25 protein-coding genes are annotated in these 24,595 nt (G+C 71.1%); 8 read left to right on the forward strand and 17 right to left on the reverse strand.

Features of this window, described 5'->3' with window-relative positions:
• Window positions 1–87: 87 nt before the first annotated feature.
• Window positions 88–228: a hypothetical protein gene (locus tag ACZ6JY_RS16770; RefSeq protein ID WP_469196968.1), complete on the reverse strand. Its 141-nt coding sequence runs from the start codon at window positions 226–228 to the stop codon at window positions 88–90.
• Between the two features lie 210 nt (window positions 229–438).
• Here ACZ6JY_RS16770 and ACZ6JY_RS16775 point away from each other — a divergent pair, with 210 nt between their 5' ends.
• Window positions 439–2,514, forward strand: a complete 2,076-nt coding sequence (locus tag ACZ6JY_RS16775) for an NPCBM/NEW2 domain-containing protein (protein WP_469196641.1) — start codon at window positions 439–441, stop codon at window positions 2,512–2,514.
• A gap of 75 nt (window positions 2,515–2,589) precedes the next feature.
• Here ACZ6JY_RS16775 and ACZ6JY_RS16780 read toward each other — a convergent pair whose 3' ends face one another.
• A complete protein-coding gene (locus tag ACZ6JY_RS16780; RefSeq protein WP_469196644.1) occupies window positions 2,590–3,597 on the reverse strand; it encodes an ROK family protein in 1,008 nt (335 codons plus the stop codon).
• A gap of 114 nt (window positions 3,598–3,711) precedes the next feature.
• On the opposite strand from ACZ6JY_RS16780, the gene ACZ6JY_RS16785 reads away from it, so the two are divergent.
• The gene (locus ACZ6JY_RS16785) at window positions 3,712–4,800 is read left to right on the forward strand and encodes a LacI family DNA-binding transcriptional regulator (protein ID WP_469196646.1); all 1,089 of its coding nucleotides are present in this window, start codon (window positions 3,712–3,714) and stop codon (window positions 4,798–4,800) included.
• Between the two features lie 87 nt (window positions 4,801–4,887).
• Here ACZ6JY_RS16785 and ACZ6JY_RS16790 read toward each other — a convergent pair whose 3' ends face one another.
• Window positions 4,888–5,817, reverse strand: a complete 930-nt coding sequence (locus tag ACZ6JY_RS16790) for a TetR/AcrR family transcriptional regulator C-terminal domain-containing protein (protein ID WP_469196648.1) — start codon at window positions 5,815–5,817, stop codon at window positions 4,888–4,890.
• Between the two features lie 136 nt (window positions 5,818–5,953).
• On the opposite strand from ACZ6JY_RS16790, the gene ACZ6JY_RS16795 reads away from it, so the two are divergent.
• The gene (locus ACZ6JY_RS16795) at window positions 5,954–7,522 is read left to right on the forward strand and encodes an MFS transporter (RefSeq protein WP_469196649.1); all 1,569 of its coding nucleotides are present in this window, start codon (window positions 5,954–5,956) and stop codon (window positions 7,520–7,522) included.
• Window positions 7,523–7,565: 43 nt separating this feature from the next.
• Here ACZ6JY_RS16795 and ACZ6JY_RS16800 read toward each other — a convergent pair whose 3' ends face one another.
• Entirely contained in the window at window positions 7,566–8,852 is a 1,287-nt protein-coding gene (locus ACZ6JY_RS16800) for a DUF6986 family protein (protein ID WP_469196652.1), read from the reverse strand.
• Between the two features lie 242 nt (window positions 8,853–9,094).
• Between ACZ6JY_RS16800 and ACZ6JY_RS16805 the strand changes: the two genes are divergently transcribed.
• On the forward strand, window positions 9,095–10,012 hold the full coding sequence (locus tag ACZ6JY_RS16805) for an endonuclease/exonuclease/phosphatase family protein (RefSeq protein ID WP_469196654.1): 918 nt from the start codon (window positions 9,095–9,097) through the stop codon (window positions 10,010–10,012).
• A 60-nt stretch (window positions 10,013–10,072) separates the two neighbouring features.
• On the opposite strand, the gene ACZ6JY_RS16810 is transcribed toward ACZ6JY_RS16805, so the two are convergent.
• The 4 genes from ACZ6JY_RS16810 to ACZ6JY_RS16825 form a co-directional block, all read right to left on the reverse strand.
• Window positions 10,073–11,035 (reverse strand): electron transfer flavoprotein subunit alpha/FixB family protein, encoded by a 963-nt coding sequence (locus tag ACZ6JY_RS16810; protein WP_469196656.1) that lies wholly within the window; start codon window positions 11,033–11,035, stop codon window positions 10,073–10,075.
• 99 nt (window positions 11,036–11,134) lie between these two features.
• Entirely contained in the window at window positions 11,135–11,920 is a 786-nt protein-coding gene (locus ACZ6JY_RS16815; protein ID WP_469196657.1) for an electron transfer flavoprotein subunit beta/FixA family protein, read from the reverse strand.
• A 231-nt stretch (window positions 11,921–12,151) separates the two neighbouring features.
• A complete protein-coding gene (locus tag ACZ6JY_RS16820; protein WP_469196660.1) occupies window positions 12,152–12,658 on the reverse strand; it encodes a flavin reductase family protein in 507 nt (168 codons plus the stop codon).
• A 133-nt stretch (window positions 12,659–12,791) separates the two neighbouring features.
• Window positions 12,792–13,148, reverse strand: a complete 357-nt coding sequence (locus tag ACZ6JY_RS16825) for a TlpA family protein disulfide reductase (protein WP_469196962.1) — start codon at window positions 13,146–13,148, stop codon at window positions 12,792–12,794.
• A gap of 196 nt (window positions 13,149–13,344) precedes the next feature.
• On the opposite strand from ACZ6JY_RS16825, the gene ACZ6JY_RS16830 reads away from it, so the two are divergent.
• Window positions 13,345–14,073 carry a lysophospholipid acyltransferase family protein gene (locus tag ACZ6JY_RS16830; protein WP_447036006.1) on the forward strand — a complete coding sequence of 243 codons (729 nt, stop codon included), beginning with the start codon at window positions 13,345–13,347 and terminating at the stop codon, window positions 14,071–14,073.
• A 1-nt stretch (window position 14,074) separates the two neighbouring features.
• Here ACZ6JY_RS16830 and ACZ6JY_RS16835 read toward each other — a convergent pair whose 3' ends face one another.
• From ACZ6JY_RS16835 to ACZ6JY_RS16855, 5 genes are all read right to left on the reverse strand, one after another.
• A complete protein-coding gene (locus ACZ6JY_RS16835; RefSeq protein WP_469196662.1) occupies window positions 14,075–14,680 on the reverse strand; it encodes a transglutaminase domain-containing protein in 606 nt (201 codons plus the stop codon).
• A 96-nt stretch (window positions 14,681–14,776) separates the two neighbouring features.
• A complete protein-coding gene (locus tag ACZ6JY_RS16840; protein ID WP_469196963.1) occupies window positions 14,777–15,847 on the reverse strand; it encodes a threonine aldolase family protein in 1,071 nt (356 codons plus the stop codon).
• 41 nt (window positions 15,848–15,888) lie between these two features.
• Window positions 15,889–16,629 (reverse strand): SDR family NAD(P)-dependent oxidoreductase, encoded by a 741-nt coding sequence (locus ACZ6JY_RS16845; RefSeq protein ID WP_469196664.1) that lies wholly within the window; start codon window positions 16,627–16,629, stop codon window positions 15,889–15,891.
• Window positions 16,630–16,655: 26 nt separating this feature from the next.
• The gene (locus ACZ6JY_RS16850) at window positions 16,656–18,059 is read right to left on the reverse strand and encodes a DUF6421 family protein (protein WP_469196666.1); all 1,404 of its coding nucleotides are present in this window, start codon (window positions 18,057–18,059) and stop codon (window positions 16,656–16,658) included.
• 236 nt (window positions 18,060–18,295) lie between these two features.
• Window positions 18,296–18,709 (reverse strand): ATP-binding protein, encoded by a 414-nt coding sequence (locus tag ACZ6JY_RS16855; RefSeq protein ID WP_469196668.1) that lies wholly within the window; start codon window positions 18,707–18,709, stop codon window positions 18,296–18,298.
• 248 nt (window positions 18,710–18,957) lie between these two features.
• On the opposite strand from ACZ6JY_RS16855, the gene ACZ6JY_RS16860 reads away from it, so the two are divergent.
• Together ACZ6JY_RS16860 and ACZ6JY_RS16865 are read left to right on the forward strand one after the other, a co-directional pair.
• The gene (locus ACZ6JY_RS16860) at window positions 18,958–19,824 is read left to right on the forward strand and encodes an RNA polymerase sigma factor SigF (protein WP_469196670.1); all 867 of its coding nucleotides are present in this window, start codon (window positions 18,958–18,960) and stop codon (window positions 19,822–19,824) included.
• Between the two features lie 160 nt (window positions 19,825–19,984).
• On the forward strand, window positions 19,985–21,079 hold the full coding sequence (locus ACZ6JY_RS16865) for a baeRF3 domain-containing protein (RefSeq protein ID WP_469196672.1): 1,095 nt from the start codon (window positions 19,985–19,987) through the stop codon (window positions 21,077–21,079).
• 19 nt (window positions 21,080–21,098) lie between these two features.
• Here the strand turns inward: ACZ6JY_RS16865 and ACZ6JY_RS16870 are convergent, their stop codons facing one another.
• Entirely contained in the window at window positions 21,099–21,671 is a 573-nt protein-coding gene (locus ACZ6JY_RS16870) for a heme-binding beta-barrel domain-containing protein (protein WP_469196674.1), read from the reverse strand.
• 147 nt (window positions 21,672–21,818) lie between these two features.
• On the opposite strand from ACZ6JY_RS16870, the gene ACZ6JY_RS16875 reads away from it, so the two are divergent.
• Window positions 21,819–22,319, forward strand: coding sequence for a hemerythrin domain-containing protein (locus ACZ6JY_RS16875; RefSeq protein ID WP_469196676.1), 501 nt, complete (start codon window positions 21,819–21,821; stop codon window positions 22,317–22,319).
• Here the strand turns inward: ACZ6JY_RS16875 and ACZ6JY_RS16880 are convergent.
• From ACZ6JY_RS16880 to ACZ6JY_RS16890, 3 genes are all read right to left on the reverse strand, one after another.
• A complete protein-coding gene (locus ACZ6JY_RS16880) occupies window positions 22,316–23,059 on the reverse strand; it encodes a helix-turn-helix domain-containing protein (RefSeq protein ID WP_469196678.1) in 744 nt (247 codons plus the stop codon). The genes ACZ6JY_RS16875 and ACZ6JY_RS16880 overlap by 4 nt on opposite strands.
• A gap of 79 nt (window positions 23,060–23,138) precedes the next feature.
• Window positions 23,139–24,014 (reverse strand): SigB/SigF/SigG family RNA polymerase sigma factor, encoded by an 876-nt coding sequence (locus tag ACZ6JY_RS16885; RefSeq protein ID WP_469196680.1) that lies wholly within the window; start codon window positions 24,012–24,014, stop codon window positions 23,139–23,141.
• Between the two features lie 116 nt (window positions 24,015–24,130).
• On the reverse strand, window positions 24,131–24,538 hold the full coding sequence (locus ACZ6JY_RS16890; RefSeq protein ID WP_469196682.1) for an STAS domain-containing protein: 408 nt from the start codon (window positions 24,536–24,538) through the stop codon (window positions 24,131–24,133).
• Between the last annotated feature and the right edge of the window lie 57 nt (window positions 24,539–24,595).

Genomic DNA, 24,595 nt, shown 5'->3' on the forward strand with positions numbered 1-24,595 from the left:
ACGATGACGTTGACTGCCTTTCGATGCTGTTGACCAGGCCGTCGACGTCATCCGGGTCGCCGATGAAATCCTGGAGCGCCTTGATCATCACGGTCTGTGCGAAGTCCGGCCTCGTATCGCGGTCCAGGAACTGCGAGATCTGTCCCGGAACGCCTTCTTCGGCACGGCGTCCGAGGAGTTGGACCCCATGGTGACTTCGTTCTTCTTGCTGCCCGAGGACTGTGCCATGTCCCCCTTCTCGGGGTGCAACCGAACACAACCGAACGCGAGGGCTAGATCTCACTCCCGGGCGGTACGGTCGTGAAGGGTTTTGGCACGGGGCGCCCGAACCGTTACGGCCCCTCTTCCAACAGAGTTCAACACGCCCTACCGTAAGCGCGCACAGCATGACACGTACATGCAAACCGTCACCTTGAGTACGTACGGAGGAACGTAACGATGCGTCATCTCCCATGCCGTACCACCGGCCGAAGAGTGGTCGGATCGCTGACCACGGTGTTGCTGTGTGCGGGCGGGCTCGCCGCTCCCGCCGTCGCGCGTGACGGCGGCGAACGGTCCGCCACCCTCGACGCCCCCGCGGCGCGGGCCGCCGCCGCCTCGGGCGTAAAGCTCCCCGACGGCCTGGCGGCCACCCCGCCCATGGGCTTCAACAACTGGAATACCACGCACTGCCGAGCCGAGTTCGACGAGGCGATGGTCAAGGGAATCGCGGACATCTTCGTCGAGAAGGGCCTGAAGGAAGCGGGCTACGAATACGTCAACCTCGACGACTGCTGGGCCCTGCCCGAGCGTGACGCGAACGGCAAGCTGGTGCCCGACCCCAAGCGCTTCCCGCAGGGCATCAAAGCCGTCGCCGACTACGTCCACAGCAAGGGTCTGAAACTCGGCATCTACACCAGCGCGGGCACCAAGACCTGCAACTCCGCGGGCTTCCCCGGCGCGCTCGGCCATGAGCGCAGCGACGCCGGGCAGTTCGCGGAGTGGGGCGTCGACTACCTCAAGTACGACAACTGCAACAACCAGGGCGTCGACGCCAAGCAGCGGTACATCGCGATGCGCGACGCGCTGAAGGACGCCTCCGAGGCCACCGGACGGCCCATCGTCTACAGCATCTGCGAGTGGGGCGAGAACAAACCCTGGGAATGGGCAGCCGACGTCGGGCACCTGTGGCGCACCACCGGTGACATCAGCGACAGCTGGGGCTCCATGCTGTCGATCATGAAGCAGAACCTGCCGCTGGCGAAGTACGCCGGGCCCGGGCGCTGGAACGACCCGGACATGCTGGAGGTCGGCAACGGTGGCATGACCGACACCGAGTACCGCACCCACTTCTCGATGTGGTCGATCATGGCCGCGCCCCTGCTCATCGGCTCCGACCTGCGCAAGGCCTCTCCCGAGACCTTCGAGATCCTCGGGAACGAAGAGGTCATCGCCGTCGACCAGGACCCGCTGGGCCGGCAGGGCGAGGTGCTCTCGTCGCAGGACGGGCGCTGGGTCGTGGCCAAGGAGATGAAGGACGGCAGCCGCGCCGTCGCCCTGTTCAACGAGACCGGTACCGCCCAGTCCATCTCCACCACCGCGAAGGCGGTCGGCCTGCGGGACGCCGGCGGGTACACGCTGCGCGATCTGTGGCGGCACAAGAGCTACAACACCGCGGGCCGCATCTCGGCGACCGTGCCCGCGCACGGCACCGTCCTGCTGCGCGTCGCGGCCGACGGCGAGTGGGCGAAGCAGCCGCCGGCCGTCGAACTCGGCGCGCGGGGCGCGGCGATGGTGGAGGCCGGCAAGCGGACGGGGCTCACCTCCGAGGTCACCAACCTCGGCCGCACCTCCGCGCACCGGGTCTCCGTCACGCTCGACGGACCCTCCGGCTGGCGCCTGAAGGCCACCTCGTCCACGACCGCGGGCTCGCTGCGTACGGGCAAGAAGCTCACCACGGCCTGGTCCGTCACCGCGCCCGCGGGCACGTCCCCGGGGGCGTACGACCTGACCCTGAAGGTCACCTACCGCTCACCGCAGGGCACCCGGGCCGGGCATGTACTGCCGCTGACGGCGAACGTGGTCGTCGCACCTCCCGCGGGCAGCTCCGCGCTCGGCGACCTGCCGTGGATCTCGGCGTCCAACGGCTGGGGCCCCGTGGAACGCAACACCAGCAACGGCGAGAACGCCGCCGGCGACGGAAACCCGCTCACCATCGGCGGCACGACCTACGCCAAGGGCCTCGGCGTCCACGCGCCGAGCAGCGTGGAGTACTACGCGGGCGCGGCCTGCGAGAAGGTCACGGCCGCCGTCGGCGTCGACGACGAGAAGCTGACGCGGGGGACGGTCGCCTTCGAGATCTGGGCGGACACCAGGAAGGTCGCCTCCACCGGCGTCCTCACCAACGCCATGCCGGCCCAGGACCTGTCGGCCGACGTGAGCGGCGCACAGGTCGTACGCCTCGTCGTCACGGACGGCGGCGACGGCGGAGACTCGGACCACGCGGACTGGGCGGAGGCGACGCTCAGCTGCTGAGCGTTTCGGCTGCGATGTGACTGGGTTACAGGTGGCTTGTGTGCCCGGGTCTCATTTGTGACCCGGGCACACATGTCAGCCTCCCACCGCGGACCGCACCCCCACCGTCTCCGTCGCCCCGCTCGCCCCACTCGCCCCACTGGCCCCACCACTCGCCCCACCGCTGAGCGCCGCCGCGGCCGCTCCCACCAGGCCCGCGTCCGTTCCCATCAGCGCGGGCGCCACGGTGAGGTCACGTACGAAGGACAGCGTGGCGTACTCGCGCAGCGACCGGCGCAGGGGAGTGAACAGGACGTCGCCCGCCTTGCCCACTCCCCCGCCGATCACCGCGATGTCGATCTCGACGAGCGTGGCCGTGGCGGCGATGCCGGCGGCGAGCGCCTTGGCCGCGCGTTCGAAGGAGGCGATGGCCACCGGGTCGCCCGCGCGGGCGGCGTCGGCCACCGCCGCTGCCGAGGTGTCGCCGTCGGGGCCCGGGAGCCAGCCGCCCTCCACGGCGCGGCGGGCGATGTTCGGGCCGCTGGCGATGCGTTCGACGCAGCCGCGGGCACCGCACGGGCAGGGGTCGCCGTCGAGGTCGACGCTGATGTGACCGATGTGACCGGCGTTCCCCGTGGGCCCGGGGTGGAGCTTCCCGCCGAGGACGAGGCCGCCGCCCACACCCGTGGAGACGACCAGGCAGAGCGCGTTGTCATGGCCACGGGCAGCGCCCTGCCAGTGTTCGGCCGCGGTCATGGCCACGCCGTCGCCGACCAGTTCGACGGGGAGGCCGCCGGTCGCCGCGCGGACCCGTTCCACGAGGGGGTAGCCGCGCCAGCCGGGGACGTTGACGGGGCTGACCGTGCCGGCCGACGCGTCCACCGGACCCGCGCTGCCGATGCCGACGGCGGAAGCTCTGCCCCACAGCCCGCTGGAGGTCAGCTCGCCGAGGACCTCCTCGACCGCCCGCATCACCGTGTCGCCGTCCTCGCGCGCGGGCGTCGGCCGCTGGGCGCGCAGCAGTATGCGCCCCCTGCGGTCCACCAGGGCGCCGGCGATCTTGGTGCCGCCGATGTCGAGTGCGGCGACGAGGTCCATGTGCATCTGTGTCGGGTCTCCTGTGTATGAGCAGGCCGGAGAGTGCGAAGGTCAGTCTCCCCCGCATCTGACAACGTTGTCCAGGCCCTATGCTCGACGCCACACCCCTATGGAAGACCCATGGACCACCCTGGACCACCCAGTGACGACAGGACAGGACAGCGCACCGTGGCAGAGACCGCCGCCAGACGACCCGCCAGCCGCTACGGCAACCGTCCCACCATGAAGGACGTCGCCGCACGTGCGGGAGTCGGCCTGAAGACGGTCTCCCGCGTCGTGAACGGCGAACCGGGCGTCACCCCCGACACCGAACGCCGTGTGCAGGAGGCCATCGAGGCCCTCGGCTTCCGGCGCAACGACAGCGCGCGCGTGCTGCGCAAGGGCCGCACCGCCAGCATCGGGCTCGTCCTGGAGGACCTCGCCGACCCGTTCTACGGCCCGCTGAGCCGCGCGGTCGAGGAGGTCGCGCGGGCGCACGGGGCGTTGCTGATCAACGGGTCGAGCGCGGAGGACCCGGACCGCGAGCAGGAGCTGGTGCTCGCGCTCTGCGCGCGCCGGGTCGACGGCCTGGTGATCATTCCGGCCGGTGACGACCACCGCTACCTGGAGCCGGAGATCGCCGCCGGTGTCGCGACCGTCTTCGTCGACCGGCCCGCCGGGAAGATCGACGCCGACGCGGTGCTCTCCGACAGCTTCGGCGGGGCGCGGGACGGCGTGGCGCACCTCATCGGGCACGGGCACCGCCGCATCGGCTTCATCGGTGACCAGCCGCGCATCCACACCGCGATAGAGCGGCTGCGCGGCTACCGTGCCGCGATGGAGGACGCGGAGATCCCGGTCGACGAGGCGTGGGTCTCGCTCGGCGTGACCGATCCGGAGCGGGTGCGGACGGCGGCCGAGGAGATGCTGGGCGGTCCCGATCCCGTGACGGCGATCTTCGCCGGCAACAACCGGGTGACCGTGACGGTCGTACGGGTCCTGGCCGCTCTCGACCGCCCCGTGGCGCTGGTCGGCTTCGACGACATCGAGCTCGCGGATCTGCTCGACCCCGGCGTGAGTGTCGTCGCCCAGGACGCGGCGCAGCTCGGCAGGACGGCGGCGGAGCGGCTCTTCCGGCAGCTCGACGGCGCGTCCGGGGCTCCGGAGCGGGTCGAGCTGCCGACGCGGCTCATCCAGCGCGGCTCGGGCGAGCTGCCGCCCGCGGGCTGAGGAGCGCGGGGCCGGGAGCGAGGGGCCCGGGAGCGCCGGCGTCACCACCCTTGGGCCGGGGGGGGGAAGCTGTGTCTGAGCCCGAACTCAGGTCTGGACCGATTGGTCCTGGCCTCCGGTCTTCTCGATGAGCGATTCGACTCCGTCCAGCATCCGCGCGAGCCCGAATTCGAAGAGGGTGACGAGTTCGAGGTCGAACTCCTCCTGGGCGAAGAGAGTCGACAGGACCGGGTAGGCCCCGGCGGCCTGGATCGTCTCCAGCCGCGGTTCGTTGGAGGCCATCCACTCCTCCGGGGTCATTCCGGTGTCCTGCCGGGCTTGCGACTCCAGCTCGACGGCCGCCGCGACGCCCTGGGCGTACCCCAGAAGGGCGAGGTGGACGTGGAGGATCTGGGTCGGTGTCAGCCCCACGCCGGTCAGGGCACTGAGGACCCGCTCGGTGTAGCGCATCGCGTGGGGCGAGGCCATCGGCCGGGTGAGCGCGGCCATGGCTCGCGCCAGCCAGGGATGGCGCTGGTACAGGCCCCACAACCACCGCGCCTCCCGTTCCAGTCGCGCACGCCAGCCGGCCGGTCGCGGCCCCAGTGGTTCTCCGTCGAACACTGCCTCCGACATCAGCCGTACGAGCTCGCCCTTGCTCGGGACGTGGCGGTAGAGCGCCATGGTGGAGACGCCGAAGTCGGTCGCGACGCGGCGCATGGAGAGCGCGGCGAGCCCTTCGGTGTCGACGAGAGCGATCGCGGCGCGGATGACGCGGTCCCGGGTGAGTCCGTGGCGGGGAGCCGCAGGCCTCTCCCGTCCTGGCTCGGCGACCACGGTGCCGACGCCGGGCACGGCCCGCACCAGACCTTCCTGGTTCAGGGTGGCGAGCGCCTTCGTGGCGGTCGCCATCGCGACGCCCCACTCCCGGGTGATGCGCCGGGTGGAAGGAATTCGGGTGCCGGGCGCAAGCTCCCCCGAGGCGATACGCCGGCGGATGTCGCCGGCGATGCGGAGGTAGGGCGGTTCCAGAGCCATGAGTGCACTGTACTAGTGCACTCACATGGCATTCAGATGCACTCACACGGCATTCAGGCTGCTCACCGCCCCGAGGTGCCGGAGTGCACTAGGCATCTGTTTGTGGTGTACGCCGCGCTGCCGGTTCTCTGCCGTCATGGAGAATCCAACCGGCCCCCGCGCGGGGCGCAAGGAATGGACCGCCCTCGGCGTCCTGATGCTGCCCCTGCTCCTCGTCTCGATGGACGTCTCGGTCCTGTACTTCGCGATCCCCTACGTCAGTCACGACCTGGAGCCCAGCGCGACGCAGCAGTTGTGGATCCTCGACATATACGGCTTCGTCCTCGCCGGGCTGCTCATCACGATGGGTGCGCTGGGCGACCGGATCGGACGGCGCGCGCTGGTGCTCGCGGGAGCGGTGGTCTTCGGAGCGGCCTCGGTCGCCGCCGCGTACGCGCACACGGCTGAACTGCTCATCGCCGTACGGGCACTGCTGGGTCTGGGCGGCGCCGCTCTGATGCCCTCGACTCTCGCGCTGATCCGCAACCTCTTCCACGACGAGAAGCAGCGTGGCAAGGCGGTCACCCTGTGGACCGCTGTCATGACGACGGGCATCTCACTGGGGCCCGTGGTCAGCGGTCTGCTGCTGGAGCACTTCTGGTGGGGTGCGGTCTTCCTGATCAACCTGCCAGCGATGGTGCTGCTGCTCGTGCTGGTGCCCTTCCTGGTGCCGGAGTTCAAAGCGGCGAGGCGTGGGCGCTTCGACCTGCTGAGCGCGGCGCTGTCCCTCGGCGCTGTGCTCTTGGTCATCTACGGCATCAAGGAGTCGGCCCGGGACGGGTACGAGACGCTGCCCGCTCTCGGCATCAGCGTGGGGCTCGTGCTCGGCTTCGTCTTCGTGCGCCGGCAGAAGCGCCTCACTCATCCGATGATCGACCTTGGCCTGCTCGGCCGGCGCGACTTCGGCGGCCCGGTGTTCGCCAACCTCCTCGCGATGTTCGCCACGGTCGGGATGGCCGTCTTCCTCACCCAGTATCTGCAGTCCGTACTCGGCCGGAGCCCGTTCAACGCCGCGCTGTGGAGCCTGGTACCGGCCGCTGGGGTGGCCGTCATGGCCCCGGCCGGAGCCGTGCTCGCACAGCGCGTGGACCGCGCGTACGTCATGGGTGGCGGCTTCCTCCTCTCCGCCTGCGGATTCCTCTGGCTGAGCCAGGTACGCACCGACTCGGCACTCTGGTACACCCTCGTCGGCGCCTCCCTGTACGCGGGCGGCCTGGTCGCCGCCATGACCCTCGCCAACGAACTCGCCCTCGGCGCGGCCCCACCGAAGCGCGCGGGATCGGCCGCGGCCGTGCTGGAGTCGGGCCAGGAGCTGGGCGGAGCGCTGGGCATGGCGATCCTCGGCTCCATCGGGGCAGCGGTCTACAGCCGGGACATGGCCGACGCGCTGCCCTCCGGCGTGCCGCAGGCCGAAGCCGTACGGGAAACGCTGGGCGGCGCGACGGCCACCGCGGCCCAACTGCCCGACGAGACCGCCGATGCCGTTCTGGCGGCCGCGCGCGACGCCTTCACGCACGGGATGGCCTTCGCGGCCGTCGGCGCGGCCGTCGTCATGGCCGCGGCTGCCCTCTTCTCGTTCACATGGCTGAGGGGTGCGGGCACGGCGAAGCACCCGCCGGAATCACCTGCCGACCCGCGGCCCGCGGCCTTCCGCGTCGGATCGTGAAGTCTGGCGTCGGCTTCCGCCGTCAGCGGTACGGGGCAGCGGTCTACTTGCCCGTCAGGTCGCCGCGGCGCGGGCCCGCGAAGCCCTGGAGCCGGGCCAGGGTCAGGCCGGTGAGGCGGGTGACCTCGCCCGCGTCGAGGGCGCCGCAGTCCAGGCCGCGCAGCAGGTATCCGGCGAGGGCCTTGGCGGTGGCGGGCTCGTCGGCGACGGCGCCGCCCGCGTGGTGACCGGCGTAGGCGGCGAGGCGCGCGGCGGCGGCCTCGAAGCCCTCGCGGTAGAAGGCGAACACGGCGGCGTAGCGCGTGGGGATGTGGCCGGGGTGCATGTCCCAGCCCTGGTAGTAGGCGCGGGCCAGGGCGCGCCGGGTGAGGCCGTAGTGCAGCCGCCAGGCGTCGTGGATCTGCTCGGTGGAGCCGACGGGCAGGACGTTGGTGGAGCCGTCGGACACCCGCACCCCGGTGCCGGCGGCGGCGACCTGCATGACGGCCTTGGCGTGGTCGGCGGCCGGGTGGTCGCTGGCCTGGTGGGCGGCGCTGACGCCCAGGCAGGCGCTGTAGTCGAAGGTGCCGTAGTGCAGGCCGGTGGCGCGGCCGTCGGCGGCCTGGATCATGCGGGCCACGGTGGCGGTGCCGTCGGTGGCGAGGATGGACTGGCTGGTCTCGATCTGTATCTCGAAGCCGATCCGCCCCGCTTCGAGGCCGCGTGCCTTCTCGAACTCCTCCAGGAGGCGCACCATCGCGGTGACCTGCTCGGGGTAGGTCACCTTGGGCAGGGTGAGGACGAGGCCGTCGGGCAGGCCGCCCGCTTCCATGAGGCCGGAGAGGAAGACGTCGAGCGTGCGGATGGCGCGGTCGCGCACGGCCGCCTCCATGCACTTCATGCGGATGCCCATGTACGGGGCGGCCGTGCCGTTCTTGTAGGCCTCGGCCACCAGGCGGGCCGCGCGGGCGGCGTCCTGGTCCTCGTCGGCGCCCTTGTAGCCGTCCTCGAAGTCGATGCGCAGGTCTTCGATCGGCTCGCGCTCCAGCTTGGCGCGCACGCGCGTGTGGACGGCGTCGGCGAGGTCGTCGCCCAGGCCGAGCACCGAGGCGAGGGTCGCGGCGTCCGGGGCGTGCTCGTCGAGCATGGCGAGCGCCTGGTCGCCCCAGCCGCGAATGGTTTCGGCGGTGAACTGCTCGCCGGGGACGTAGACGGTGTGGACGGGCTGGCGGGTGCCGGGGTCTCCGGGGTAGCGGCGGTCGAGCTCCGCGTCCACGGGGGCGAGGGAAGCGCTGATGCCCTCGCTGACCGCGCCGGCGAGGCTCGTCGCCACCTGCTCTTGCTGACCCATTGCTGCATCCTCCACACACTCGGTGCCGCGCCCGGCGTTTCCGCTTCACGGAATCAGTAATCCGTATAGCGAAGTTATCCGTGACCTTGGTGCTGGTCAACACCCTCCCGTGTCCTGCATCCGTAGCGGACCACGGCGGTTCACGCGTGTCCCGGACCGCGCGGGCGGCCCTCTTGGTCAGTGTGGCCCCATCCCCGCGCGGCCACGGCCAGGACCGCGCGGCCCGAACCGAAGGAGACCGTGTGCCGATCGACTCCCGCTTCTCGCGCCGTACCGGTCTGCGGGCCGCGCTCGCCGCGACGGCGGCGCTCCCCGTGTCCGGCGGAGCACTGTCCGGCGGTCCGGCGTACGCGGCACAGGCGCTGCCCCGCAGGCAGGCGCCGGGGGCCCGCCTGGAGGTCATGACGTTCAACCTCCGCTTCGCGAGCGACAAGCCGCCGCACACCTGGGCCCAGCGCCGCCCGGTGACCAAGGAACTGCTGCTCCGCGCCAAGCCGCACGTCATCGGCACCCAGGAGGGCCTCTACTCGCAGCTCCGCGACATCGAGTCCGACCTCGGCGCGGACTACGACTGGATCGGCACGGGCAGCGGCGGCGGCAGCCGCGACGAGTTCATGGCGGTCTTCTACGACACCAAGAGGCTCCTCCCCCTGGAGTACGAGCACTTCTGGCTCTCGGACACCCCGTACGTCATCGCGTCCAACACCTGGGGCGGCCGCTCGGTCCGCATGGCCACCTGGGTCCGCTTCAAGGACCTGAACACCGGCGGCGAGCTGTACGTCCTCGACACGCACCTGGACCACATCAGCCAGAACGCGCGCGCCCGCTCGGCGACGCTGATCGCCGAACGCGTCGGCCGCCTCAACGCCTCCCTGCCCGTCGTCGTGACGGGCGACTTCAACGCCACCGCCCACAAGAACGTCGTCCACGACACGCTGCTGCGCGCCGGTCTCGTCGACACCTGGGACGTGGCGAAGCAGCGGGGCAGGGCGTACGCCACGTACCACGGCTACAAGCCGCTCACGCCGAACGGCAACCGCATCGACTGGATTCTGACGCGGCCCAGCGCGCAGGTCCACGCGGTGTCGATGAACACGTTCTCGCTCGGCGGGCAGTACCCGAGCGACCACCTGCCGGTGCAGGCGACCCTGACGCTGTGACGCGCGAAGGCCCCCGTCACGCCACACGGGCGGGACGGGGGCCTCGTACGCGCGACGGGATCAGCCCTTGCGGGTCTTGACCTCTTCGGTGAGCGCGGGGACGACCTCGAAGAGGTCGCCGACCACGCCGTAGTCGACCAGGTCGAAGATCGGGGCCTCGGCGTCCTTGTTGATGGCCACGATGGTCTTCGAGGTCTGCATGCCCGCGCGGTGCTGGATCGCACCGGAGATGCCGGAGGCGATGTAGAGCTGCGGGGAGACCGACTTGCCGGTCTGGCCCACCTGGTTGGAGTGCGGGTACCAGCCGGCGTCGACGGCGGCGCGGGAGGCGCCGACGGCGGCACCGAGCGAGTCGGCGAGGTTCTCGATGATCGAGAAGTTCTCGGCGCCGTTGACGCCGCGGCCGCCGGAGACCACGATCGCGGCCTCGGTCAGCTCGGGGCGTCCCGTCGACTCGCGCGGGGTGCGCGCGACGACCTTGGTGCCGGTGGCCTTCTCGGAGAACGAGACGCTGAGGGCCTCGACGGTGCCCGCGGCCGGGGCGGCCTCGACGGCGACCGAGTTCGGCTTGACCGTGATGACCGGGGTGCCCTGCGAGATGCGGGACTTGGTGGTGTACGAGGCGGCGAACACGGACTGCGTGGCCACCGGGCCCTCGTCACCGGCCTCCAGGTCGACGGCGTCGGTGATGATGCCGGACTTGATGCGGACCGCGAGGCGGCCCGCGATCTCCTTGGCCTCGGCCGAGGAGGGCACGAGCACGGCGACCGGGGAGACGGCCTCGTACGCGGCCTGGAGCGCGTCCACCTTCGGTACGACGAGGTAGTCGGCGAACTCGGGGGCGTCGGCGGTGAGGACCTTGACCGCGCCGTGCTCGGCGAGCGTGGCGGCGGTGGCCTCGGCGCCGGCACCCAGGGCGACGGCGACGGGCTCGCCGATGCGGCGGGCCAGGGTCAGCAGCTCAAGGGTGGGCTTGCGGACGGCGCCGTCCACGTGGTCGACGTAGACGAGAACTTCAGCCATGGGACTTCAATCTCCTGCGAGTGCGAAGAATCTGGGAGGCGGTTGGCGGGCTCTTCGAGCCTCTGGGCCGGCCTGGGCATACCCCGGGCCCGCCGGCGGCTAGATGAACTTCTGGCCCGCGAGGTACTCGGCGAGCTGCTTGCCGCCCTCGCCCTCGTCCTTGACGATCGTGCCGGCCGTGCGGGCCGGACGCTCGGTGGCGGACTCGACCTTGGTCCAGGCGCCCTCAAGACCGACCTCTTCGGCCTCGATGTCCAGGTCACCGAGGTCGTACGCCTGCACCGGCTTCTTCTTGGCGGCCATGATGCCCTTGAAGGACGGGTAGCGGGCCTCGCCCGACTGGTCCGTCACGGACACGACGGCCGGCAGGGACGCCTCGAGCTGCTCGGAGGCGGCGTCACCGTCACGGCGGCCCTTGACGACGCCGTCCTCGACGGAGACCTCGGAGAGCAGGGTGACCTGCGGGACGCCCAGGCGCTCGGCGAGGATCGCAGGCAGCACACCCATCGTGCCGTCGGTCGAGGCCATGCCGGCGATGACCAGGTCGAAGCCGGTCTTCTCGATCGCCTTGGCGAGCACCAGCGAGGTGCCCATGACGTCGGTGCCGTGCAGGTCGTCGTCCTCGACGTGGACGGCCTTGTCGGCGCCCATGGAGAGCGCCTTGCGCAGCGCGTCCTTGGCGTCCTCGGGGCCGACGGTCAGCACGGTGATCTCCGCGTCGTCCGCCTCGTCGGCGATCTGCAGCGCCTGCTCGACGGCGTACTCGTCGAGCTCCGACAGCAGGCCGTCGACGTCGTCCCTGTCGACGGTCAGGTCATCGGCGAAGTGCCGGTCGCCGGTGGCGTCGGGCACGTACTTCACACAGACAACGATCCTCAAGCTCACGCCGGCTCTCCTACTGCATCGTCTTTACTGGGCTGCTGCCTTGGCTTCGGCCACTGCCTTCTTGCAGGCAGCATAGGCGCCTGAAGCGGTGGACTCCGGTCGGGGAGGCCCCTGCTCCGATCGAAATATTACTCATGAGTACACCCAGTTCATTCCCGCTGAGCAAGCGCTTTGAACTGTGACCTTCCCAACGCCGCGCGATCGGCCGCGAACCCCCGTTTCCGGGAACTCTCAGTCGCGCAGCGCGTTGAAGCGTCCGTGGTGGTACAGGAGCGGCCGTCCCTCGCCCGCCGGGTCCCCCGCGACGGCCTCCGCGAGGACGAGCCGGTGGTCGCCCGCGGGCACCCGCGCCACGATCCGGCAGACCATCCAGGCGAGCGTGCCGCCGAGCACCGGTACCCCTTCGGGCCCCTCGTGCCACTCGGTGGGCGCGCCGAAGCGGTCGGCTCCGCTGCGCGCGAACGTGCCGGCGAGCTCCCGCTGGTGCTCGCCGAGTATGTGGACGCCGACATGCTCGGCCGCGCTGACGGCGGGCCAGCTCGACGCGCCGGTGCCGATGCCGAAGGAGATCATCGGGGGCTCGGCGGAGACCGAGGTGAGCGAGGTGGCCGTGAAGCCGACGGGGCGGCCGCCGTGGGCCGCGGTGATCACGGCGACCCCCGCCGCGTGCCGCCGGAAGACCGAGCGCAGCAGGTCGGGGGTGGCCGTGCGGGCGCCGATGGCGGGCGATGCCGTCACTGAGTCGTCCTCATGGAAGGGGGTCCCTGGACATGTGAGCAGGCTCGCGACAGTCGGCTCGTACAGTCAAGCCCAGCCCTGCGGATGAAAGATGCGTCACTGACCGGCGCTCCGCCGCTCGGGCCGCGGGGGGTCATACGGCCTCCCCGAGCGCGGCGATCACATCGGCCTTGCGGGGCTGTCCCGCGGCGCGGCGCACCACGTGGCCCAGCGCGTCGAGGACGAACACGGTCGGCGTCTTCTCGACCCGCAGCTCCCGTACGAGTGCGAGGTGCTCCTCGGCGTCGATCTCCACGTGGGCCACGCCGGGAACCATCCCGGCCACGTCCGCGAGGACCGCGCGAGTGGCGCGGCAGGGCCGGCAGAAGGCGCTGGAGAACTGCACGAGCGTCGCCCGTTCCCCCAATTCCTCCCCGATGTCCGCCGCGCCGAGCCGTTGCCCGATGTCGCCTCCTGGCACGTACTGCCTCCCGCCCGCGCATTCCTTGATCCGGTTCCGTCCCAGTTCAGCGCTTGTGCGGCCGTAAGAATTCCGACGTGACGAGAATCTCCCGGATTGGCGGCACCAAGGCTGGTCACTCGTCCGTTCTTGGGGCACGATCTGCGCAACGCCGAAAAACCTACGGCTGCGTAACCTCCCGCCGGGAGCCCCCTCCCAAGGCAGACACGAAGGGCCCTCCCCACCCATGGCAGAGCTTGTCTACCGTCCGGTCATCGGTGCCGCGAAAACGCTGTTCAAGGCATGGGACCTGAAGATCGACTGCAAGGGGTCGGAGAACATCCCACGCACCGGCGGCGCGGTCCTCGTCAGCAACCACATCAGCTATCTCGACTTCATCTTCGACGGCCTCGCCGCCCTGCCGCAGAAGCGGCTGGTGCGCTTCATGGCCAAGGAGTCGGTGTTCCGGCACAAGATCTCCGGGCCGCTGATGCGCGGGATGAAGCACATCCCCGTCGACCGCAAGCAGGGCGAGACGGCGTACGCGCACGCGCTCGACTCGCTGCGCTCCGGGGAGATCATCGGCGTCTTCCCCGAGGCGACGATCTCGCAGTCCTTCACGCTGAAGTCCTTCAAGTCGGGCGCCGCGCGCATGGCCCAGGAGGCGGGCGTCCCGCTCATCCCGATGGCCCTGTGGGGCACGCAGCGGCTGTGGACCAAGGGCCAGCCGCGCAACTTCAAGCGCAGCCACACGCCGATCACGATCCGGGTGGGCGAGCCCATCGAAGCACCCAAGGACCAGTACGCGGGCGCGATCACTCGGCGGCTGCGCGAGCGGTGCCAGGAGCTGCTCGAAGCCGCCCAGCGCGCCTATCCCGTACGCCCCAAGGGCCCTGACGACACGTGGTGGATGCCGGCGCACCTCGGCGGGACGGCGCCGACCCCTGCCGAGGTGAAGGCCCTCGAGGCCGGCTGAGTCACTCGGGCGCCCGGAGCGTGTCGGGCAGGTTCTCCCACAGGTACGACCTGTCAGGGGCGCTCCGCATGACCCGCAGGACACCCGGGTCCGGCACGGCGTAGAGGCCCGGGTGGTCCACCTCGCCCGCGTCGGTGTCCGGTGTCCAGGCCAGCCGCTCCCCCGTGAGGGAGAACCGCGCGTCGACGCCCGGCTTGTTGCCGCGGCAGTCCTGCCGGTGCCAGGCGCCTCGGAACCGCACGGCGACGAGCCCGTGCAGGCAGTGCCCGGTTCCCCCGTCGTAGGCCAGCCGCTGATAGCAGAGCGCGGCCGGGATGTCCTCGGCGCGCAGCAGCGCGGCCAGGGCGTGTGCCTTGGCGTGACAGATGCCGGTGCGCTGTTCGAGGACGTCCGAGGCCCGCCAGGTCACGCGCATGTCGCCGCTGTCCGCGGAGTGCGGAACGGTGTCCCGTACGTGGACGTATGCGGCGCGGGCGTACGCGTAGGAATCCGTGGCCTCTCTCGCGAGGCGTGCGGCGGTCTCGCGTACGACGGGGTGATGGTGGTCGATGGCCTCGTCGGCGGCCAGATACGCGGACAGGTCGGGGTCTCGCTGGATGAGCTGCATGGCACGCGAGCATAGAAATACGACCCACCGTCAGTCAATGACTTTACGATGGGCCGCATAACTATGCAGCGCCTTGCGGGGTGGCCCGGGCGGCGGTCAGCCCGCCATCTCTTCCTTGAGCGCCGCGAGGAACCCGTCGACGTCCTCCTCGCGCGTGTCGAACGCGCACATCCAGCGCACGTCCCCGGCCGCCTCGTCCCAGAAGTAGAAGCGGTAGCGCTTCTGGAGCCGCTCGCTCACGTCGTGCGGCAGCCGGGCGAAGACGGCGTTGGCCTGCACGGGGTGGAGGATCTCCACGCCGTGCACCGATCGGACGCCCTCCGCGAGGCGCTGCGCCATCGCGTTGGCGTGCCGGGCGTTGCGCAGCCACAGGTCCTTGGCGAGCAGCGCCTCCAACTGGACGGAGACGAAGCGCATCTTCGAGGCGAGCTGCATCGACATCTTGCGCAGGTGCTTCATGTGGCGCACCGCGTCCTGGTTGATGACGACGACGGCCTCGCCGAACAGCGCGCCGTTCTTCGTGCCGCCGAGCGACAGGATGTCGACGCCCACCGCGTTCGTGAACGTCCGCATGGGCACGTCGAGAGCCGCCGCGGCGTTGGCTATCCGGGCGCCGTCGAGGTGCACCTTCATGCCGAGCTGGTGCGCGTGGTCGCAGATCGCGCGGATCTCGTCGGGCGTGTAGAGCGTGCCGAGCTCGGTGTTCTGCGCGAGGGAGACGACCTGCGGCATGGCCCGGTGCTCGTCGTCCCAGCCGAAGGCCTGCTTGTCGATCAGCTCGGGCGTGAGCTTGCCGTCCGGCGTCGGCACCGTGAGCAGCTTGAGCCCCGCCATGCGCTCGGGGGCGCCGCCCTCGTCCACGTTGATGTGCGCGGACTCGGCGCAGATCACCGCACCCCAGCGGTCGGCGAGCGCCTGGAGCGCGACGACGTTGGCCCCCGTGCCGTTGAACACCGGGAACGCCTCGGCGGTGGGTCCGAAGTGGCCGCGGATCACCTGCTGGAGGTGGGCCGTGTAGTCGTCCTCGCCGTACGCGATCTGGTGGCCGCCGTTGGCCAGTGCCAGGGCGGCCATGACCTCGGGGTGCGCGCCCGCGTAGTTGTCGCTCGCGAAGCCCCGCAGGCCGACGTCGTGGTGACGCCGGGCGTCGGTCTTCGGAGGGTTCACGGCTTCCCTGGCGGCGGTCACGGCGGCCCGGTCGCGTTCGGTCACGGCTTCTCTGTCAGCCACAGGCGGTTTCCGTTCACTTCACCGGCGGGCCGCTCCCAGACGTCGGCGATGGCATCGGCCAGCTCCTTGACGTCCGTGAAGCCCGCGAACTTCGCGTTGGGCCGCTCCGCGCGCATCGCGTCGTGCACCAGCGCCTTGACCACCAGGATGGCAGCCGCCGCACGCGGGCCCTGCTCGCCCCCCGCCTTGCGGAAGGCGTCGGCGAGGGCGAGCGTCCAGGCCTCGGCCGCCGCCTTGGAGGCCGCGTACGCCGCGTTGCCCGCGGTCGGCTTGGAGGCGCCGGCCGCGCTGATGAGCAGATAGCGCCCGCGGTCGCTGCGCCGCAGCCCCTCCTCGAAGGCGAGGGTGGTGTGCTGGACCGTGCGGATCAGGAGCTTCTCCAGGAAGTCCCAGTCGGCGAGGTCGGTCTCGGTGAAGCTCTTGCTGCCGCGCCAGCCGCCGACGAGATGGACCAGGCCGTCGATCCGCCCGAACTCCTTCTCCGTGCGCGTCGCCCACTCCCGGGCCGCGTCCAGGTCCAGCAGATCGACCGTGTCGCCTATGACGGTGGCGCCGCCGTGCGCGTACCGGGCGGCGTCCACGGCTTCGGCGAGGCGGACCGGGTCGGCGTCGGAGGCCACGACCGTGGCTCCCGCCTCGGCGAGCCTCAGCAGAGCGGCTCGTCCGGCGGGTCCTGCGGCTCCGGCCACCGCGACCACGGCCCCATCGAGTGCGGACATCTTCCTCGCCTCCTCCTGGCGGCCGCTCACGCGGCGACCTTCTCGGCGCCCGAGGAAGCAGTGATCCCCTTGGTGGAGGCGATCACGTGCTTCAGCTTCTTGGAGAGCGCCTCATAGAACATGCTGAGCGGAAACTCGTCGGGAAGCACCTCGTCCACCAGTTTGCGCGGCGGCAGCGAGGTGTCCAGGGCGTCCGGGCCCTTGGCCCAGCGGGATCCCGGGTGCGGGGCGAGATACGTCGACACCAGATCGTACGCGGCGAACCAGTGGACCAGCTTCGGGCGGTCGATGCCCGCGCGGTAGAGGTCCTCGATCTCGCCGCAGAGCTGGTTGGTGATCTGCGGCGCGCGCTCCCAGTCGATCCTGAGCTGGTTGTCGGTCCAGCGGACGACGTCGTGCTTGTGGAGGTACGCGAAGAGGAGCTGGCCGCCGAGCCCGTCGTAGTTGCGTACGCGCTCGCCGGTGACCGGGAAGCGGAACATCCGGTCGAAGAGCACCGCGTACTGCACGTCGCGGCCCTGCGGGACGCCGTCGGCCTCCAGCTTCACGGCCTCCTTGAAGGCGGTGAGGTCGCAGCGCAGCTCTTCGAGGCCGTACATCCAGAACGGCTGGCGCTGCTTGATCATGAAGGGGTCGAAGGGCAGGTCGCCGTGGCTGTGGGTGCGGTCGTGGACCATGTCCCACAGGACGAACGCCTGCTGGCAGCGGTCCTGGTCGCCGACCATCGCGCGGATGTCCTCGGGCAGTTCCAGGCCGAGCAGGTCCACGGCGGCCTCGGTGACGCGGCGGAAACGGGCCGCCTCGCGGTCGCAGAAGATGCCGCCCCAGGAGAAGCGCTCGGGCGCCTCGCGGACCGCGATGGTCTCCGGGAAGAGGACGGCCGAGTTGGTGTCGTACCCGGAGGTGAAGTCCTCGAAGGTGATGCCGCAGAACAGCGGGTTGTCGTAGCGCGTGCGCTCAAGATCGGCCAACCACTCGGGCCAGACCATGCGCAGCACGACCGCTTCGAGGTTGCGGTCGGGGTTGCCGTTCTGCGTGTACATCGGGAAGACGACGAGGTGCTGCAGGCCGTCCTCGCGGTGCGCCGCGGGCTGGAAGGCCAGCAGCGAGTCGAGGAAGTCCGGCACCTCGAAGCCGCCGTCGGACCAGCGGCGCAGGTCGCCCACGAGGGCCTTGTGGTACGCGGCGTCGTGCGGCAGCAGCGGGGCGAGCTCCTCGACCGCGGAGACGACGCGGTCCACGGCGAGATCGGCCACGGCCCTCGCCGGGGCGCCCTCCGCGTCGAAGTCGATGGAGCCGTCCTGCGACTGCCAGGGCCTGATCTCCTCCACGGCCTCCTTGAGCACCGGCCACGCCGGGTGGTCCACCACCCGCTCCTCAGCGGAAGGAACCGCACCCTCCGTACCCGCCTGCACAAGAATTTCCGTCATGACCCACCTTCCACGGGAGAACCTCGCGTATGGACACCGTATGCGTGCATGGTTCTCCGCGACAAGGGGGGGGGCCGGGAAAGTATCCTGCACAACCCCCCATTCACCGCAGTTCTTCCTGCCTCACGGGGCTGGGGCGGCTGCTTCTGCCACGGCGGTGGGGCGGTGGGGTTCGGTGACGGCGTACTCGGCGGGGCGGCGGCGGGCGCGGTCGGCGTCGGGGCGCCGTGGTCTCGCTACCGCGGCAAGTGCGCCCGTACCGTTTTGCCCTGGGGACCCGTGCTGACCGTTACCGCCCTGGCCAGGCCTCGGACCATGGGCCAGCCGAAGCCGCCCGTGCCGCCTGCCAGGTCCGGGGTGCGCTCTCGTGGGGGGCGGGGGTCCGCGTCGGTGACGGCTACCGTCACCGTCTGCCGGTCGGCCGCGAGCCGCAGCGAGCACGAGGTGCCGTGGGCGTGCCGTACCGAGTTGGTGACGAGTTCGGAGACGGTGAGTTCGACGCTCGCCGCCGCCTGCTCCTCCAGGGCCGGACTGAGTCCGCCGAGAAAGGCGCGGGCGAAGTCCCGTGCCTGCGCCACGACTTCCGGCCGGTTGCCGAAGACCGCGCGGTCCAACGGCCTGACACTGTGCCGTGCATGGTCCGTCCGCATACGCCCCTCCTCGTTCAGGGGTGGACTGTACGAAAGACCCTCTTGCCCCCGAACCCGGGTCTTTAACGTGCACGTCTTTAACGTGCACGGCCGCCCCCTGCCGCCCCTCCGCACCACCGCCCGGGAGCCGTGTGGCCCACGTCACCCGACTCCGCGCCGTCGTCGGGGACATGAAGCGCGGAAGGAGGGGTAACCGGGCGCCACCAGCCCGTAGGAGAGGACGTCGGCTGGCGAACTGAGAGGTTGACATGACGATGGCCATCGGAACAAAGACGGATACCGGCGTCGCGGAGGTGCCGGCGGTCACGGACCTGCCGGAGATCGTCGACCCGCAGGCGGTGTCGCCGAAGGACGCCCGCGCCCTGTCCCAGTTGTTCTTCGACCAGCTCGCCGTGTTGGAGGAGGGGACACATCAGCACCAGTACGTCCGCAACACGCTGATCGAACTGAACATGTCCCTGGTCCGTTACGCCGCAGGGCGGTTCCGCAACCGCAGCGACGAGATGGAGGACGTGGTCCAGGTCGGCATGATCGGCCTCATCAAGGCCATCGACCGATTCGAGCTCTCCCGCGAGGTCCAGTTCGCCACGTTCGCGGTCCCTTACATCGTCGGTGAGATCAAGCGCTTCTTCCGTGACACGTCCTGGGCCGTGCACGTTCCCCGCCGCCTCCAGGAGGCCCGGGTCGAACTCGCCAAGGCCACGGAGGAGCTCAGCAGCCGCCTCGGCCGCTCCCCCACGGTCGACGAGCTGGCCGCGCTGATGAACCTGACCCCCGAAGAGGTCACCGAGGCCCGCCTCGCCTCCAACGGCTACAACTCCTCCTCTCTCGACGCGGTCCTGCACGGCGACTCCACCGACGAGACGCCGCTGGCCGACTTCATAGGCGAGATCGATCCCGGCCTGGAGCTGGTGGAGGACTTCCACGCGCTCGCGCCCCTCATCGCGGAGCTGCCCGAGCGCGACCGCGAGATCCTGCATCTGCGCTTCGTGGAGGAGCTGACCCAGTCCCAGATCGGCGAGCGCCTCGGCGTCTCCCAGATGCAGGTGTCCCGGCTGCTCTCCCGGACCCTGGCGAACCTGCGCGAGGGCATGCTTCCCGCCGCCACCGGCTGATCGCAGCAGCCATCCGTCCCCGTCGCCCGCCCCGCGCATGCGGGCCGGCGGGGACGGAGGCGTTCCTGGGGGTACGAGGCCGCCGACCGCCGGGAAGCGAGGGCCCCCTGTCCGGCATATGGTGCTTTCATCGCCGCCGCCCCCGTTCCGGAAGGCCGCCATGCACCCCTCCCTCACCCCGGACGTACTCGCCGACCTCCGCAGGCCGCGCCCCTACCCCGCGGTCACGGTGCTGCTGCCCACCCACCGCGCGGGACCGGAGAAGGCACAGGACGCCGTGCGGCTGCGCAATCTGGTGGCCGAGGCAGGCAAGCGGCTCCGGGAAGACCCCGCCGTCACCCAGGAGCGCCGGGCCGAGGTCGTCACGGCGCTGGACCGCGCGGTGGCCGAGATCGACCCGGTGCACACCGAGGACGGCCTCGCGCTCTTCGCCGCGCCGGGCGAACACCAGGTGTGGTCGCTGGCCCGGACGGTGCCCGCGCGCGTGGTGCTCTCGGACACCTTCCTGACCCGCAACCTCGTGGCGGCCCAGGCCGCCGAGCACGCCTACTGGCTGCTCGCCGTAGCCGCCGGCCGCGTCACGCTGTGGGACGGCACGGCGGCGGACGTCACCGAGCACGCGGCCGACGGCTTCCCGCTGACCCGTGACCTCGACGACCCCGACGCCGAGCGCAAGGAACGGATCGGCGATCTGCCGAGCACCTTCCGCTCCGAGCACACCCGCGGCTTCCTGCGCGAGGCGGTCCGGGCGATCGGCGGCATCCTCGCCGTCCGGCCCCGGCCCGTGTACGTCGCCGGGGAGGCCGCCGCCCTCTCCCTCCTCGACGAGCTCGGCATGTTCACCGAAGGGGCCACGCCCGTCCCGTACGGCGGGCTCGCCGGGGGCACGGCGGCGGAGGTGCGGCAGGCGATGGCGCCCCTGCTCGCCGCGCGGGACGAGTCGGAGCTCGGCACCACGCTCCGCGAGCTGGAGGACGCCCGCGACCACAAGCGGCTCGCCGCGGGGCTCGACGAGGTCTGGCACCACGCCACGGAGGGACGGGTGCGGCTGCTCGCCGTGGAGGACACCTACCGGGCGACCGTACGAGAGGCGGACGGGCATCTCGTACCGGCCGACGCCGATGATCTGGACGCCCACGACGACATCGTCGACGAAGTGGTGGAACAGGCCATGGAAACGGGCGCGCAGGTCCGCTTCGTCCCGGCGGACGCCCTCGCCGGACAGGGCCGGATCGTCGCCGCCCTGCGGTACTGAGGCACGGCGGCGGCCCGATCTACCGCTTCTGTCCGGGTGTGGACGCCGGGTGGTCGTCGCGGGTCAGCCGCGCCGCCAGATGGTGGCGCAGCGGGACCCCGACCGCCGCGAGGTCGTGCTCGAAGGTGAGCGTGCCGGGCCCGGCCAGAGTGTAGCGGCGGCGCGTGGCGTCCACCTGTTTGGCGGTGGGGGTGAGGGCCACCTCGTGGGTGGCGAGGTCGACCGTGCCGTCGGCCGCCCGGCCGACGGAGATCTCCGCGATGCCGGTGGGCTGCGTGATCAGCGCCTCCACCCGGCCTTCGGGCTGTAGCCGCCACCAGCCGCTCTCCCTGGCCGAGGGGCGCAGCGGCCGTCCTTCGGCGTCGGTCAGCCAGGCCCGGGAGTCGTAGCGGAGGAAGGGGCGCCCGTCGTGGCTGAAGGTGACCTCCTGCTCGTAGGTGAAGTCCTCGTCGAGCGTCGGGTACTCGCCGCGGCCCGTGCCGCGCCAGGTGCCGAGGAGGCCCAGCACGGGTGCCAGCAGGGCGTGCGCGGCGGGCGCCCCGTCCGCGTGGACGCTGTCGGGGTAGGGATTCCCGGGTGCGGGATCGAACACGGTGCGCTCCTGAATTCGGGGTAGTGGGGGGCAGGACAGGAAGCCTAGGGCCGCGTCCGGGGTACTCATCGCTCGGAGCACCACCGCACGGGCGCACCAGGCGCACCACCGGGCGCACCACCGCGTGAACCGAGAAGGAGCACAGCCATGGCGAAGAAGGCCGAGTCGGGCGACGTCGTCGCCCTGATTCTCCGGGACCACCGGCGGATGGAGGACCTCTTCCGCCTCATGCGCAGCGTGGAGGAGGACCGTGCCGCGGCGCTGCGTGAGTTCGCCGACCTGCTCATCGCGCACGCGCTCGCCGAGGAGGCCGAGGTCTACCCCGCGCTCAAGCGGTACCGGGACATCGAGAACGGCGAGGTCGAGCACGGCGTGGAGGAGCACGAGGAGGGCAACGAGGCGCTGCTCGCCCTCCTGGAGGTCGACGAGGTGGGCTCCGACGAGTGGGACGAGAAGCTGGAGAAGCTCGTCGAGGCGGTGACCCACCACGCCGACGAGGAGGAGCGGACGATCCTCAACGGCGCGCGCGAGAACGTCGCGACGGAGCGCCGCGAGGAGCTGGGAGCCGCCTTCGCCGAGGAACGCGCCAAGCAGCTCGAACAGAACTGCGGCCGCGTCGAGAACGTCCGCCGCGTCGTGAAGTCCTAGGCAAGGGAGCGCAGCACGTCCTCCGTGCGTGCCTTCAGCCAGGCCGTCATGCTGCCCAGTTCACCGGAACGGTCCATGCGCACCGAGAAGGCCACCGCCGCGTGGACCGCTCCGACGGAGACCGGCACCGCGGCGGACGCGTAGCCGATGGCGAGTTCCTCGAGCTCCACCACCGGGGAGAACGGCGGGATCCGGGCCAGCTTGCGCAGGGCCGCCTCGGTGTCGGCGGCCGTATGGGGGGTGAGCGGCTCCACGGGGTGGCGTGCCAGGTGCGCCCGCTGCTGCTCTTCCCCGAGGCGGGCGAGGAGGCTCTGCCCCGCGGCATGCGCGTAGGCGGTGGCGGAGAGCCGCTCCGGGTCGGCGGGTAAGCCGCAGAGCGGGTGCCAGGAGACCGCGGTGACGTCGATGTCACCGGCCCGGTGCACCACGAGGTAGGTGACGGTGTGCAGGTCCCTGCCGATGCTGTCGAGCCAGGTCTGCACGAACTCCCTGTTCGGGACGGACGTGACCACCGGAGGGGGCAGGAGGTAGTGCCCGTACTCGTTGAAGACGGCCCCTTCGTGCTGGAGCGTGCGCAGCAGGTGGTAGGCGGTGGCCAGGGGCAGCCGGGTGTCGCGGGCCAGCTGTTTGGCCGTCGCCCGGCCCCCGTGGTGCTCCAGCGCCGAGAGCAGGCGCAGGGCGCGCTGGACCGAACCGATGAGCGTGGGTCCGTTGGCGGACTTCCGCGTCGAGTCCTGCAAGATCTCTCCTCACGATTGTCCCGGGGCCACGCCCGGTGAGGATCTTGGAAGTGCTTCGCGAGGCGGCCGGCGGGGCCCCCTAGCGGAGCGTGGTGAGCTTCGCCCGCAGCCTCGCGAGGGTACGGGTCAGGATGCGGGAGACGTGCATCTGGGAGATGCCCAGCTCCTCGCCGATGGCGCTCTGGGTCATCTCCGCCGAGTACCGCATGGCGAGGATGTGCCGGTCGCGGTCGGGGAGTTCGGCGATGAGCGGCTTGAGCGCGTGCAGGTCCTCGACCTTCTCCAGGCCGGCGTCCGGGCGGCCGATGTGGTCGGAGAAGGCGCCCTCGAAGTCGGCCGGCTGGTCCAGGGAGGTGCTGGCGTAGCCGTTGGCGGCGATCAGCCCCTCGGCCACCGTCTCCACGTCGAGGTCCAGGTGCCGGGCGATCTCGGAGGCGGTCGGCGCCCGGCCGTACTCCTGTTCCAGGCCGGCGGTGGCCCTGGTCAGGTCGGCGCGGAGCTCCTGAAGGCGGCGCGGGACGTGGACGGCCCACGTCGCGTCGCGGAAGTACCTCTTGATCTCGCCCATGACCGTCGGCATGGCGAAGGTCGGGAACTCGATGCCGCGCCCCGGGTCGAACCGGTTGATCGCCTTGATGAGCCCGATGGTGCCGACCTGCACGACGTCCTCGTACGACTCCCCGCGCGCGCCCACGCGACGTACGGCGTAACGCACCAGGGCGAGGTTGAGCTCCACCAGCGAGTTGCGCACGTACGAGTACTCGGGCGTGCCCTCCTGGAGAGCGCCGAGCCGCGCGAAGAGGGCCTTGGAGAGCTCCTTGGCGTCGGCGGCGGCCACCGAGGCGGCGGGGGCGGGCAGTTCGGGCGGCGGTGCCGCCCCGCCCGCGCGCGGGCCGGCGGTCCCACGTTCGGCGCAGGCCGTGCCACCTGCGCCCGCACCGGTCGTTGTCGTCATCCTCGCTCCTGAGGCGATCCAGGACACTCCCCCGGCGGGGAAGCACGTCGTGGACTGCCGGGTACCCCCGATCCTCCGTCACATTCACCCGTTTTTCACGCTCAGTGAGAAGACGGTCACGCTTCGCGCGCCGGAGCGGCCGGCGGCCAGACCGGACGGTGCGCCTCCGGCAGCTCGCCCAGGGCGAGGCCGACGGTCCGGTGACTGGGGATCAGATCGGTGCTGCCGGTGCGGGAGAGGAGTTCGGTCAGCCGCCGCCCCGCGCCCGCGAGCAGCAGCTTCCCGCCGCGGCGTTGCAGCAGCCACCGCATGGCGAGCAGGCAGTTGAGGCCCCGTGAGTCGCAGAACGACAGGGCGGTGGTGTCCAGGACCAGGTGCCGGTGGCCCGCGTCGACGCAGGCGCCAAGCGTGCCCATGAAGAGTTCCTCGGCGCCCCGGTCGAGTTCGCCGGTGACCCGCAGGACAGCGCAGTCCTCGCAGCTCGCGAGCTGCGTGATGATCAGACGGTGCGCCTGCGTCGACATCGGCGCCTCCCTGCTCCCCGCGGCGCCGCACCGCTCGCGGTGTCCGGTGATGGGCAC

Source organism: Streptomyces sp. NPDC046335, assembly GCF_055587985.1.